The sequence below is a fragment of the Polynucleobacter yangtzensis genome (genome assembly GCF_027924165.1).
Taxonomy (GTDB): Bacteria; Pseudomonadota; Gammaproteobacteria; order Burkholderiales; family Burkholderiaceae; genus Polynucleobacter; species Polynucleobacter yangtzensis.
On sequence record NZ_AP026973.1, the window covers coordinates 336157 to 350276 of the forward strand.

14 protein-coding genes are annotated in these 14120 nt (G+C 40.0%); all 14 read left to right on the plus strand.

Annotated features, from left to right (window positions below; genetic code table 11):
- Positions 1-16 precede the first annotated feature (16 nt).
- The 14 genes from QMF28_RS01805 to QMF28_RS01870 all read left to right on the plus strand — a co-directional run bounded on the left by QMF28_RS01805 (position 17) and on the right by QMF28_RS01870 (position 14118).
- Positions 17-850 carry a phytanoyl-CoA dioxygenase family protein gene (locus QMF28_RS01805; protein WP_281742915.1) on the plus strand — a complete coding sequence of 278 codons (834 nt, stop codon included), beginning with the start codon at positions 17-19 and terminating at the stop codon, positions 848-850.
- A gap of 32 nt (positions 851-882) precedes the next feature.
- A complete protein-coding gene (locus QMF28_RS01810) occupies positions 883-2397 on the plus strand; it encodes a hypothetical protein (RefSeq protein ID WP_281742916.1) in 1515 nt (504 codons plus the stop codon).
- 13 nt (positions 2398-2410) lie between these two features.
- Positions 2411-3118, plus strand: a complete 708-nt coding sequence (locus QMF28_RS01815; RefSeq protein WP_281742917.1) for a sugar phosphate nucleotidyltransferase — start codon at positions 2411-2413, stop codon at positions 3116-3118.
- Complete coding sequence (locus QMF28_RS01820; protein WP_281742918.1) at positions 3115-4506, plus strand: GHMP family kinase ATP-binding protein; 1392 nt, start codon at positions 3115-3117, stop codon at positions 4504-4506. Before QMF28_RS01815 ends, QMF28_RS01820 begins: the two co-directional genes overlap by 4 nt.
- On the plus strand, positions 4503-6395 hold the full coding sequence (locus QMF28_RS01825; RefSeq protein WP_281742919.1) for an N-acetylneuraminate synthase family protein: 1893 nt from the start codon (positions 4503-4505) through the stop codon (positions 6393-6395). Before QMF28_RS01820 ends, QMF28_RS01825 begins: the two co-directional genes overlap by 4 nt.
- Positions 6392-7513, plus strand: a complete 1122-nt coding sequence (locus QMF28_RS01830; protein WP_281742920.1) for an O-antigen ligase family protein — start codon at positions 6392-6394, stop codon at positions 7511-7513. The genes QMF28_RS01825 and QMF28_RS01830 overlap by 4 nt, the downstream gene beginning before the upstream one ends.
- A gap of 31 nt (positions 7514-7544) precedes the next feature.
- Positions 7545-8147 (plus strand): D-sedoheptulose-7-phosphate isomerase, encoded by a 603-nt coding sequence (locus QMF28_RS01835; protein ID WP_281742921.1) that lies wholly within the window; start codon positions 7545-7547, stop codon positions 8145-8147.
- Positions 8144-8887 (plus strand): cytidylyltransferase domain-containing protein, encoded by a 744-nt coding sequence (locus tag QMF28_RS01840; protein ID WP_281742922.1) that lies wholly within the window; start codon positions 8144-8146, stop codon positions 8885-8887. Before QMF28_RS01835 ends, QMF28_RS01840 begins: the two co-directional genes overlap by 4 nt.
- Positions 8888-8998: 111 nt before the next feature.
- On the plus strand, positions 8999-9988 hold the full coding sequence (locus tag QMF28_RS01845; protein WP_281742924.1) for an aminotransferase class IV: 990 nt from the start codon (positions 8999-9001) through the stop codon (positions 9986-9988).
- A complete protein-coding gene (locus QMF28_RS01850; RefSeq protein ID WP_281742925.1) occupies positions 9985-10827 on the plus strand; it encodes a sugar phosphate isomerase/epimerase family protein in 843 nt (280 codons plus the stop codon). Before QMF28_RS01845 ends, QMF28_RS01850 begins: the two co-directional genes overlap by 4 nt.
- Positions 10817-11581: an SDR family NAD(P)-dependent oxidoreductase gene (locus QMF28_RS01855; protein WP_281742927.1), complete on the plus strand. Its 765-nt coding sequence runs from the start codon at positions 10817-10819 to the stop codon at positions 11579-11581. Before QMF28_RS01850 ends, QMF28_RS01855 begins: the two co-directional genes overlap by 11 nt.
- 16 nt (positions 11582-11597) lie before the next feature.
- Positions 11598-12440 (plus strand): SDR family oxidoreductase, encoded by an 843-nt coding sequence (locus tag QMF28_RS01860; RefSeq protein ID WP_281742929.1) that lies wholly within the window; start codon positions 11598-11600, stop codon positions 12438-12440.
- Complete coding sequence (locus QMF28_RS01865) at positions 12434-13246, plus strand: FkbM family methyltransferase (RefSeq protein ID WP_281742931.1); 813 nt, start codon at positions 12434-12436, stop codon at positions 13244-13246. The genes QMF28_RS01860 and QMF28_RS01865 overlap by 7 nt, the downstream gene beginning before the upstream one ends.
- 5 nt (positions 13247-13251) lie before the next feature.
- Positions 13252-14118 (plus strand): class I SAM-dependent methyltransferase, encoded by an 867-nt coding sequence (locus QMF28_RS01870; RefSeq protein ID WP_281742932.1) that lies wholly within the window; start codon positions 13252-13254, stop codon positions 14116-14118.
- Positions 14119-14120 lie beyond the last annotated feature (2 nt).

Here is a 14120-nt window from a genome sequence, read left to right on the forward strand (position 1 = left end):
TTAGGGGTGATTAGAAATGACTAACAATTATTTACAAAATTTTCTAACGATAAGTAAATCTACCTTATTTTTTAATCTTAGAAAATTTAAGCGTAGAAAGAATTTTAATGCTAAAAAAACTGATGAAATTAAGAAGCACTTAAATAATCTAAGGGCGCATGGTTATTCTATAGTTGAAAATTTTCTTTCCAAGGAAGAGTGCGCTAGCATGATCAAGTCAATTGATCATGCATTTGAAGTCTATCCGGAAGCAACTTGGACAGGCCTTAAAAGTGCAGATCGGCGAATTTTTGGGGCCGAACATTTGGGTGGTTTATTTAATGAGTTTTTTAAGAATGATTTTATGCATCAGGTAGGCTCACAATATTTTCGCGGTCTCCTAGGAAATTTACAGACCTTAGCAGGTCGTATAGATGCAGTGGAGGGAAATATAGGATCGGGTGAAGGCTGGCATCGCGATGGAAATAATTTCCAGTTTAAATCTTTGGTTTATCTTAGCGATGCAAATCCTGAAAACGGCCCCTTCCAGCTGATACGAAACTCCCATCGCCTCTCTCAGATCCTTAAAGATAGTTATGTATTAAATTTGCAGAATCCACTAGGTACCCGTTTCACAGATGGGCAAATAAATACCTTGCTAGCCAATGACCCCGATCGATTAATTACTTTATCCGCGCCTGCTGGAACAATGGTTTTGGTGGATGTTAGTGCAATTCACAGAGGCTCTCCAGTTGAAGTGGGGCGGCGTTACGCAATGTTCAACTATTACTATCCTTCTTATGACCTTACTGGACGCCTTGAAAAGTTTTTGCCTCGCCTAACTCCTGAGATGGTTATAGCTAATATCTGATATATGGCTTTGCGCCCCTTAATGTATCTAGCATGAAATCAATTAATTACTGGACGTTCGAAGAAAGTCTCAATGAGGCAATTGAGACTTTATTGTTTAAATGCCGATCTGCCGACTCTGGACTTGGTTCTAAATTTTCCAATATTGATTATGGTGGCGCTATTGCAAGACTTCTATACACCTCGGCTCACAATGATGACTTATTGCGCCGTTATTTTGAAAGAATAGTTGAAGGGGGAGGAAAGCCTTTATGGGCTCTTGTGCCTTCGGATTTATCTGCACTTGCTCGAGAATTACTGCCCATTTGGGGGGCATCAAGTACTGTTGTTATAGGCATACCCACAAAAAGACAACTGCATCGATATTTGTTTTACTTCCCTTGGCTTTTGAATATTTGGATACTTCTGAAGCGCTTAATGAATCCGAGCTTATATTCATCTAACGTTTTAAAAGTAGACCCTTCTATCTTATGCTTTGCCCATCATAAAAAATTTGTGGGTCTTATTAGACCTATTGCGTCTAAAACTGGTAGTAGATATGCATTTTTAGTTCGGGATAAACGGCAACAAGCACTTCTAGATCTGAGGGATGATGAGGTCGTATACTTATCATCAAGCCCTTACCAGCAGATTAAAAGTGGATTCAAATCTAAATGGCCAGATGTTTTAAATCTAGCATCCAGGTTTGACAACATACTATTTAAAATCAAGCCAAAAATGCTGATTTATTGTGAAGGGGATGCATGGCCTCAAGATTTATTTGCCCACACTGGAAAAAAAAATTTAATTCCAAGCATATGCATGCAGTGGGGTGCATATCCATCGTCAAGACCTCGAATTGGATTTAGACACATGGGGTGTACTGCGTTCTTGACCTGGGGCGATTACTTTGGCGACCAGTTAAAGTCATATAACACCGAGACACAGTTTATTTCTGTTGGTCATCCTGGTTTACAGTTAGGGTTGCCAGAAAAAATTAATAGAAGGATCATTTTTCTTTTAAATACAGATCCCAATGGCAAAGTTACTGGCTTAGATGCATTTCATGAGCAATTTTGGGCTCTTTTGCAATGGGTTGCCGAGAATGCTGATGGCTGGGAGATAATAGTTCGCATGCATCCGATGATTCCTTTGTCGATTGCAGAGCGAGATTTATTATCTCGTTTTAAGTGTATTCAACTTCACGACCCTGCTAATAAAACTTTAATGGAAAGTCTTAATAAATGCGATTTGGCTTTAACGGTTTCTTCGTCTTCAGTAATTGAAGCTGCAGCTTGTGGGGTAATTCCTTTTATTCTGAATCCGGCGCCTTGGAGTTTTAAGCCGGAATTCTATGCTCATCGAGCTGGTTTTGAATTTGATAATGTACCCCTTGCAATTGAGAGGCTAAAAGCCCTCATGTTAAATCCCGGAGACCTTTTAGAAATTCGTGGCAATCTTATTGAGTTTAGAAAAAAGTTATTTTTGACTGTTGGTGATTCTGCATTAAATAATATAGTGGCTGCTATTAATTCCTTAATAATATCTAGTAAAGCTGGTAGGAACTGATGGATTTATTGTTATGAAAATGTTGGTTCTAGCGGGTGGAATGGGCTCTAGATTAAGTCCCTTAGCTTTAGGAGTTCCTAAGGCACTGGCTCCAATAGGGAGTACGCCATTTTTAGATTTACAATTACAGCAATGGCGTAAGCAAGGCATTCGAGAATTTATTTTTTTACTTCACCATCAATCCGACCAATTGGTAGCATTTCTTCAGAAAATAATAGATCAAGATTTAGGCGATATTTCAATACGATGGATTGTGGAGCCAACCCCATTAGATACTGGTGGGGCAATTGCTTATGCAGTTGATCGGATGTCTCTTGGTGAAAGCTTTTTACTCACTAATGCTGATACTTGGCTTGAGGGTGGCGTTCAAGCCTTAATAAATAGTCAAGATCAATCTATAGCAGTTGTTGAGGTAAATGATGTAGGGCGATATGGGCAGATAATTTTCAATAATAAATTTAAAATTACTGCTTTTTCAGAAAAAAATAGCATTGAAAAAAATGGGTGGATAAATGCTGGCTTCTACCGTTTATCACCCTCATTATTTCAAGGGTGGGATGGTTTACCTTTTTCCCTTGAGAGAGATCTATTTAGGCGTCTTTTGAAAGAGGGCGGGCTGATGGCTGTCCCACTTAAAACTGATTTCATAGATATTGGGATACCCGACGATTACTATCGTTATTGTCACTGGATTGAGTCTGGAAAGGCCGCAAAATTATGAAGCTAGAGTTTTTTCTGGTACCCATAGATGAAACTTTACGAGGTGCTTTAGCGCATGTCGAAAAAAACCATCATGGAATTATTTTTTTTATAGATGAAGCAAAAACTGTCGTTGCTCTAGCTACTGATGGGGATATTAGAAGGTGTCTTCTCAATGGAGGCGGGCTAGATGATCCAGCAATAATATGCGCAAACTCAAACTTTGTTTGGGCGCCGCCGGATACCAATCGAGAATTACTGCTTAAAAAGCTAGATCATCATATTCGTGTAATTCCGCTGCTAGATGAGTCGCGTCGCTTAGTTGGTATAGTCTCTCGTGATCAATTACCCCTAGAGGCCGAGGGATCTGTTTACGCTCGTGCTCGTGCCCCGGTCCGAATTAGTTTTGGTGGTGGAGGATCAGATGTGACGCATTATTTCTCCGATAATAATGTAGGCGCTGTTATTAATACCACTATTTCACTTTATAGTCACGCCACCTTACGTTTAAGAAATGACGAGGAGGTAATTATCCAATCTTTAGATTTGAGAGAGTTGGTTCGATCAAAGAATTTAAAATCATTTTTAGCGGAGCCGGGATCTTTTGGTTTAATTCAGGCACTATTAAAGACAATTAATCCGGACTTTGGATTTGAGTTATATCTACATTCTGATTTTCCTATGAATTCCGGATTAGGCGGATCGGCTGTAGTTTCTGCAACAGTATTGGGATGTTTTAATCAATTCAGGCGGGACCGTTGGGATTTGCATGAGTTGGCGGAAATTGCATACCAGGCTGAGCGTCACCATTTAGGAATTGCTGGTGGATGGCAGGATCAGTATGCAACAGTGTTTGGGGGATTTAACTTTATGGAGTTTCGAATGGACCAAAATATTGTCCACCCCTTGCGCATACCACAAGATACTCTGCTTGAGCTTGAAGAGAGCTTGATTTTATGTGATACGGGCACAACTCATGATTCGGGAGATATTCATTTGGATCAGCAAGAAAAAATGCATTCTAAAAGTGTGCGTGAGTTGGTTGGTGAAAATGTAGATTTATCTTATGAGATGCGCAATACTTTGTTGCGTGGACGTCTATTAGATTTTGGCCGATTGTTAGATAGAGCTTGGTATTTTAAGAGGCAAGTTAGTGAAAAAATCAGCAACACTCATTTGGACCAAATTTATGAGGGTGCAAAAAAGTCAGGCGCTGTAGGGGGTAAATTATTGGGTGCTGGCGGAGGCGGATTTTTCTTGTTTTATGTCCCACCCTTTAAAAAGCACGAGTTAATACAGCACTTGCAAAGTTTGCACTTAAATGTAAGGCCATTTAATTTTGAGCCAAAAGGCTTACAAGCTTGGACGGTTCGAGAGCGAAATAATCATACAGAAAGTAACTCCTTATGAGTTTTAAGATAAATAATTTTGAGGTTGGTAGCAGTCGCGCTTTTGTTATTGCTGAGATTGGTAACAATCACAATGGTAGTTTTGATCGGGCTATTGAAATGGTGGACCAAGCTCGTCAGGCTGGAGCTGATTCTGTTAAGTTTCAGATGAGGCACTTAGAAGAGGTGTACCGAAATCGCAGCCTCACCAAGGGCGGGGAAGATCTTGGTACAGAGTATGTGATTGACTTACTGCGCCGCTTTGAATTAACCGTAGAAGAGCATCGGCAATTGTCTGAGTATTGTACTCGTCAAGGAGTAATTTATTTATGTACGCCCTGGGATTCTAAAAGTATTGATGTTCTTGAGGGTTTTGGAGTGCCCGCTTATAAAGTGGCCTCTGCTGATCTCACAAATTTACCGCTATTAGATAAGCTTGCTAAAACTGAAAAGCCATTAATCCTTTCAACGGGGATGAGTAGCGTTGAAGAGGTTCGCAATACGGTCGAATTTTTAAATAAGAGATCTGTGAAGTTTGCGCTACTGCACTGTAATAGTACATATCCCGCACCCCTTCATGATATTAATTTGCGATGGATGTCTGGTCTCCATCGAATTCATCCTTTGGTTGGCTATTCGGGACATGAGCGTGGTATTAACATCTCTTTAGCAGCAGTTTCATTGGGCGCCTGTATTGTTGAGCGACATTTCACTCTGGATCGCAATATGGAGGGTCCTGATCACGCTGCCAGTCTCACGCAGCCTGAGTTTGGGCGTATGGTTGAAGGCATTCGAGAAATTGAGCAGGCACTCGGTAGCGGAGATACTAGATCTATATCTCAGGGGGAGATGATCAATAGAGAAAACTTGGGCAAAAGTTTAATAGCTACTATGCCACTTTCTCGGGGCACTATTATTGGTCCTGAGCATATTAAAGTTCGAAGTCCAGGTCAGGGGTTATCACCACAGGCCTATGAAAAATTATTAGGTCGGGTTTTAACTCGAGACATTCTGGAGGAAGATTTTTTCTACCCATCAGATATTGGGGGTGGTCGAATTGAACCAAGGGCCTATAAATTTGCTCGTCCATGGGGTGTGCCAGTCAGATACCATGACTTTAATGAGTATGCTCAGCGTATAAAGCCGGATCTTTGGGAGTTTCATTTATCTTTTTCCGATATGAACCTAGATCCATCGAAGTTTTTAAGTGGAACATATGAGCAAGATTTTGTTGTTCATGCGCCTGAATTATTTTCAGGCAGTCATTTGATGGATTTAGCTTCGCCAGATGCACAATATCGCGAAGAATCTCTTAAGGAGACACAGCGCGTAATAGACATTACCAGGTCGTTAAAAAGCTACTTTCCAAAGTCCGAAAGACCTATGATTGTTGCGAACGTCGGTGGTTTCACGATGGATGCACCCCTATTAAGTGATGATATTCAAGCTTACTATGAGCGCTTTGAGGATAGTTTGAGTAAGCTAAACATGGAGGGTGTGGAATTAATTCCCCAGACCATGGCTCCCTTTCCCTGGCATTTTGGTGGTCAGAGATACCAGAATCTGTTTGTTCAGATCGACGAAATTATTGCCTGGTGTGGCAAATTAAAGCTACGTATGTGTTTTGACATTTCACATTCTCGCCTGACTTGTAATCATTTTGGCCTGGACTTTTATGAGTTTTCTCGGAAGATTGCCCCTTTTACTGCGCACTTGCACTTGGGTGATGCTATGGGTGTGAATGGTGAGGGCTTGCAGATAGGTCAGGGCGATATTGATTTCAAGCGCCTAGGGAATATCCTAAATGAGGGCTGTAAAGAGGCATCATTCATTCCGGAGATCTGGCAAGGTCATAAGAACGGAGGCGAAGGTTTTTGGATTGCTTTTGAAAAATTAGAAAATTGGATATGAAGGCCATTTATGTGACAACGAAGATTAAAGAAAATATATCCACTTTAATTCTATTGGCGCTTATATTCAGCCTTCCATTTTGGGGAATCGTAAATACAGGTTGGTTGATAAGGCTCGAAGTGGTTTTTACTTTATTGACAGTTGTTTATTTTTTTTTAATTAATGGCGCTAATTGCTTAAGAGATAGCTCTTTTTTATTTTATCTGTTGGTGTTGTTTTTATGTGGATTAAAGATTTATCCAATGGCGGCATTAATTCCTCCTGCAGGGCTAATTTTTGGAAAATTTTTAATTTCATTAAACATTAAATGGAAACCCATAAATAAAACATTATTGATTTTTATTATTGGCGCCATAATTTATTTTGGAAAGGAAAATGAGTTAGACACTAATTTTCTATCCTTTTATATCGCCTGCTTATTTGTGTGCGCAGATTGGACGAAAAACAAAAGACAATTTGTAAATAATATTATATATATTTTAATATGTGTAGTTGTGGTTTCGTTGCTTAATTCGAGGGCTTTTACTTATGCGTCCATTATTTTGTTTATTGCACCATTTTTTAAAAGATACATATCTAAATTTAATTTAGCCGCTACGATTTATTCATTTATTTTTTTATCATTAATATTAACATTTTCTATAACTTTTAGTGATGGTGAGGTGGTTAAGCTTTATCGACAAGGCCAACCTGATACGGAAATTTTTTCTGGTATATCAAAGCCTTCGGAGGGTCCAAATTTCATAGAAAAAATATCCAATATTTCTGATAAAAATAGATTCAGAATATCCAGGATGTGGGTAGAGGAGTATTTATTAGATAACCCACAAAATTTTTTATTGGGACTGGGGAAAAATTATCCTAAAATTATCTCCGATAAGCTTTATTATCCTGCGCATAACTCATTTATTGAAATGGCTATTTATTTTGGATTTCCATACCTTTTAATATTCATTTTTTGTTTTTATAAATCAATATCAAAAATAGATTTTATAAATTATAAAATAATTTACATTATAAGTTTTGGAATGGTTTTGCATGGAATATTTTATATTTTTTTAATACCTTATTATTTTGTACTTTGCAAAATATCTGAAGCTGAAAAGAATCTAGGCTAGAATCACATATTAGAATATTATTTCAAAAAATATGCACGATATCTTAGATGCAGAAAAGCTCATAAAAAAATACATTCAAGAATCTATTGATACAAAAAGAGCTATTTTAGGTAACCAGAAATTGATGGCGCAGATTTCTGAGTTGTCTAATAAATGTACTGCAAGCCTTCTCTCGGGATCGAAGATTATTTTTGCTGGAAATGGGGGTAGCTTTGCTGACGCCCAGCATTTGGCTGCGGAGTTCATTTCTAAATTCATGCTTGATCGCCCTCCTTTGCCGTCCTTGGCCTTGAGTGCGAACAGCTCGGTGATGAGTGCAATTGGCAATGATTATGGTTATGAAGAGGTTTTTGCGCGGGAGCTGGAAGCTGTTGCTATGCCTGGGGATATATTTATTCCTATATCCACTAGTGGTAATAGCCCCAACATCTTGGCTGCCGTTAAAAAGGCTAATGAGCTCGATATAGTTGTGGTTGCGTTAGCTGGACAAAGCGGTGGCGCATTATTTTCAATGTGTGAGTGCCTGTGCATCCCATCTATAGATACGGCTCGAATACAGGAGTCTCATATTATGGTCGGGCATATTGTTTGTGGCTTGGTTGAGCAGGCAATTTTTAAATCAAAAAAACTATGAATCAACGTAGCGTACTAATAATTCAAGCCCGAATGGGGTCAACTCGTTTGCCCGGTAAATCGATGATGGATTTAGCGGGAGAGCCCTTGGTTGGCAGAATTCTGGAAAGAGTAAAGCGTTGCGTAGCATTTGACGATATTGTTTTGGCTATCCCAGATACAAAGCAGGATAGAGTTTTAATTGAACTTGGCGAAAGTTATGGAATAAAGGTATTTGCGGGGTCTGAAAACGATCTGTTGGATCGCTATTATCAGGCTGCCGTCTGGTCTAAGGCGGATATTGTAGGTCGTTTGCCTGCTGATAACGCAACGCCGGAGCCTTCTGAAATTGATAAGATTTTGAGACATCATTTAATGCTAGGCCGACGTGGTTTTTCGTCTAATTTGTCTGTGATTAATAACTCAGGTTATCCCGATGGAATAGGCGCTGAAGTCTTTGACTTCTCCCTATTAGACGAAGCTAGGGCTCGTCATACTGATGCTAATCTACGTGAGCATGTGCATTTAAATTTCTTTAATTACAGCTCTGGTGAGGCGGTTAAAGAAAGCTGGTGCCCGATTAGCACTCTTGAGTGTCCAATAGAATTCCGACGCCCTGATTTGGTTTTGGATGTCAACACACAAGAGCAGTATGAGTTTATGAGTCAGCTGTACCAATATCTGTATCCCAAAAACTCTAACTTTCATATTACCGATACTATTAAATGGTTTGACAATATTTATCTACCTGGGCGCATCTAGATAGAGTGAGTTTTAGTTTTTTACGGCTAGTTGCCTAAGTTGTCGCTTGTGGATGATTGGCATCAAAGCGCAATTAATAAATTTATGTTTTTAAATTGAGGATGAATTTAGATGCAAAAAACACATCGACTTGTATACTTTAATGGTCAATTGGTTCCGGAAACGGAGGCAAAAATTTCCATATACGACTCAGCCTTGATGTTTGGCGATATGGTTTTCGAAATGACCCGCTCATTTAATAAGCAACAATTTAAGTTGCGAGAGCATATTGAGCGCTTGTACTCCGGTTTAAAGATTTTAAGAATTCCTCTTGAAATGACGCCCGCAGAAATGGAGGCGGCTTGTTATCAAACTATAGAAGCAAATGAGCATTTATTTCAATCTGATGATGAGCATCGACTCATGATTGATGTTTCGCGAGGTTTACTTGGCATCTATCAAGGTATTGAGGGGCTGCATAAGGGGCCAAATGTCATCATTGCGGATTTTCCACTTCGTTGGACTGTAGCCACAATGGGCGCCTTATTTGATAGGGGAATCAACGCAGTGATTACATCTCAGCGCGCTATTCCTGGTACTTTGCTTGACCCCAAAATTAAAAATCGTAGTCGCATACATTATTTGATGGCTAATATTGAGGCGGGGCAGATAGAGGGGGATAACAACTGGGCCCTTTTAATAGATCCAGATGGATTTATTGCTGAAGGAACGGGCGATAACTTTTTTATTATTAAAGATGGTGTTGTCATTACTCCAGAAGGTCGAAATATTTTGCGCGGCATTTCACGAGATTATGTAATGCGCGAATTGTGCCCCCAATTAGGCATGCCAATAGTTGAGAAAAATATTGAGGCTTACGATGTATTTACTGCTGATGAAGCCTTTATGACGGGCACCCCATTTTGCATGCTTCCGGTAACGTCTTTAAACGGCAATCCAATCGGTAATGGTTTAGTGGGTGAGGGGTTTACCCGCTTGCTTAATCAATGGAGTTTAAATACTGGGACTGATATTGTTGGCCAAATACAAAAATGGGATAAAGAGCGCGGCAATAGTACTACAGGAGATGCTCCAACACCTTATCGATTTAAAACAAAATGAAATATTCAATAGGCTTCATGCAAGGGCGCCTCTCGGAAAAGGTTGATGGGAAGATCCAAGCGTTTCCTTGGAAGAACTGGGAGAATGAATTCTCAATAGCAAGCAGTATTGATCTTCATTTAATGGAGTGGACCCTTGATCAGGAGCGACTTTATGAAAATCCATTAATGATAAAAGAGGGTCAAGCGAGGATCAAAGAGCTTTGCCTACTCTTTGATTTAACTATCCCATCCTTGACTGGGGACTGTTTTATGCAGGCGCCATTTTGGAAGGCCGGCGACCTAGAGTGCGAAAAATTAAAACAAGATTTTTTACAGATCGCAGATGCCTGTGCTTTTATTGGTATCAAGATGTTAGTAGTGCCTTTGGTTGATAGTGGTCGGATAGAAAATTCTCGTCAGGAAGATTTTTTGGTTAATTTTTTGCTTGAGCAAGAGGAGTTTTTCACTCAAAGAGGGTTGAGAATTATTTTTGAGTCTGATTTTTATCCTAACGAAGTTGCGCGCTTCATTGGACGCCTACCTTCAGATCAATTTGGCATCAATTATGATATTGGTAACAGTGCAGCATTAGGATTTGATCCGGTTGAAGAATTTTCTAGATATGGTCATCGTATTCAAAATGTTCATATTAAAGACCGTGTTTTGAATGGAACGACAGTAGCGCTTGGCCAGGGAAATGCTAATTTTAAAAAAGTGTTTGAGTTACTTAAAAGCCTGAACTATTCCGGAAATTACATCATGCAAACAGCTCGTGATGAGAGTGGTGATCATGTTGGTGCATTAAAGCGCTATCGAACAATGACTGAATCTTGGGTTGGGGGAGTTAATGGAGCTTGATCTAAAAGGAAAAACAGCGCTTATTACTGGTTCAAGTTCGGGTATTGGTTTGGTAATTGCTAAAAAATTTCTTGAAGAGGGTTGCTCGGTCGTTATAAATGGGCGCGATCTTGATTCCTTAAAGAATGCTGCTTTGGAGTTGGGAGAGAAAAATATTGCATTGGTCGCAGGGGATGTTTCCAATCCTAATGAGGCGGCACATGTAGTGAGTCAGGCGATTGAATTATTGGGTGGCAGTCTGGATGTTTTAATTTGCAATGTCGGGAGTGGAACATCAGTGCATCCTGGTGAGGAAACATTTAATGAGTGGCAAAGAGTGTTTGCTGCTAATCTTTGGAGTGCAACGAATACTATTGAAGCGGCAAAGCATGCATTGATCGCTAGCAGGGGCTCTATTGTTTGCATATCATCAATTTGCGGAATTGAGGTTATCCCAAGTGCTCCCATCACATATTCCGTAGCCAAAGCCGCTTTAAACGCCTATGTTCGTGGTATTGCTAGGCCGCTAGGTAAGTATGGGGTCCGTATTAATGCTGTAGCTCCAGGAAATATATTGCATGACGGATCCGTTTGGTCTAAAAAGATAAGTGCCAATCCAGAAGCTACCATGTCTATCATTGAGCGTGAGGTTGCTTTGGCGGTACTTGGTGAGGCAAAAGATGTGGCCAATTGGGCAGCATGGCTAGCATCACCAAAATGTAATTTTGTCACGGGCGGTATTTACGCTGTAGATGGCGGGCAGCTACGCTCTTGATCTGTTAAGATTTTTTATGACTTTAAAACTTGAAAAATATAATTTATCGGGAAAAAAGGCGCTAATAACAGGCGCAGCTGGATTGCTAGGTATGCAGCATGCGATTGCTCTTATTGAGGCTGGGGCAAAAGTAATTATTACAGATGTCAACCAAAGTGCTTTAGTGAAAAGTAAGGAGCTTCTAGTTGGACATTGTTTCGACGAATTTCAGGTTGAAATTATACCGTTAGATGTAACCAATCAGGGTTCCGTACAAAGTGTGGCTAGACAAATTTTAAATTCTGGCGAGCGATTAGATATTTTAATTAATAATGCCGCAATTGATCCAAAGGTTAAGAATGCAGACGGACTGAGCGAGGCCTCACGACTGGAACATTTTTCTTTGGAACAATGGAACCAGGAGATAGCGGTTGGATTAACGGGTGCTTTGTTATGTAGTCAGATCTTTGGTGCTGCTATGGCTAATGATGGAAAAGGTGGGGTGATCCTTAATATCGCCTCTGATCTTTCCGTGCTCTCTCCTGATCAACGACTGTATCGAAAAGATGGTTTTCCCGATGATCTTCAGCCTGTTAAGCCAGTCACATACTCTGTTATTAAAGCTGGCCTCATTGGCTTGACACGCTATCTTGCAACATATTGGGCTGATAGGAGCGTTCGCTGCAATGCACTGTCTCCTGGAGGAGTATTTAATGGGCAGTCAAGCGAATTTGTCGATCGCTTAACTGGCCTTATACCTATGGGAAGAATGGCGAATCAAGACGAATATAAATCTGCTATACAGTTTTTATGTTCCGACGCTTCTGCCTATATGAATGGCCAAAATATTGTTATGGATGGCGGTAGGAGTGTATGGTAGACGCACTGACACTCAAAAATTTATTACGAAAATGCCGAGGCGCACTTCGAATTGGGAAAAAAGATTCAACATCTCAACTGATTAATTTAATTAATGAAGATTATCTATTGGGCAGCAATGAGCTTCTTCGTCTAGGTACAAAATATGGCGGATGGCTACTGCCTAAGAATGTATCTTTAGATCAGAATAGCGTGTGCTATCTTGCTGGCGCTGGTGAGGATATTAGCTTCGATTGTGACCTTGCTGAAAAATTTGAATGTAAAGTATTGATAATAGATCCTACCCCTAGGGCAATTGCCCACTTTCAACATCTGAGTAATGCCGTGAATAAAGGGGAGAAGTTTCCAATAAATGGAAGCAGGGAATTATTTTATAAAATTGACCAAAATAAATTTTCAAAAATACAATTTCTTCCTTATGGTCTAGCAGGTGAAGATGTTGAAATGAAGTTCTTTATGCCAAAAGATCCAAGTCATGTTTCATGCTCTACTTTGAATCTTCAGCAAACAAATGCTTGGTTTACAGCGCAATGTTTTAGATTATTAACACTGATGCATGATCAAGGGGATCACTCGATCGATCTATTAAAGATGGATATAGAGGGCGGTGAGTACGCGGTTATTGATAATTTTGTCGTTGAGGGCCCCCTCCCCAGTCTTTTACTCATCGAGTTTGATGAGGCCCATACACCGTTAGATGATGGTGCTCTAAGTCGTATACAAAATAGAATTGAATCCCTGCAAAAAGTTGGTATGCGTTGCATTGCTGTAGAAGGATGTAATATGACTTTTCAGCGTCAAATATAAAGTATATGAGCACTTCTTTATTGCATAAGACTATTTCTAGAGTGCGCTGGGAGTTATCTATGCGATATGGGATATTGTCCGACGGGCCAGCAATTAAGAATGAGGTATTGCGCAGGCAGAGAAATCAATCCCCAATTTTCCTAAATTTAGGATGTGGAACTTGTGCGCATTCAGATTGGGTAAATATTGATTTTCGTGGAGATGGCATTACAACTTTTTCTTGGGATCTCCGCAACAAACTTCCTCTCGATGATCAAAGTTGCGATGTGATTTATGCATCACATGTCCTGGAGCATTTTGACTGTGATGCAGCTCGAAAATTGCTATTAGAGTGTCGAAAACTATTGCGCCCCGGGGGATGTATTCGATTAGTGGTTCCCGATCTGGAGGCTATTGCAAGAGCCTACTTGTTATCGCTAGACGAAGCGCGTCTAAATAAATTAGGGGCGGCGTCCCGTCATGAATGGATGGTGATTGAATTGCTTGATCAATTGGTGCGCCATCAGTCAGGTGGTGAAATGATGAAATATTGGTCTCAGGAAAGTGTTCCTGAAGAGTCTTTTATTACAGAGCGTGTTGGCGCAGAATATACGCACGCCAGAAAATTTTGCAGGACAAAACCAGCAACTAAAGTTGCAATCGGGAATGCAAAATCAGTTGGAAAGTTTAGATTGGGTGGCGAGGTGCATTTGTGGATGTATGATGACTTTTCTCTTGCCAGTCTACTTCAAGATTGCGGGTTTATAAATCCTACAACTTATAAAGCATCAGAATCGTCTATTAAAGGGTTTGTAAATTTCCATCTAGATACATTATTAGATGGGTCAGTTCGAAAACCGGACTCTTTTTTCATTGAGGCTTACGTGGTTTGAAG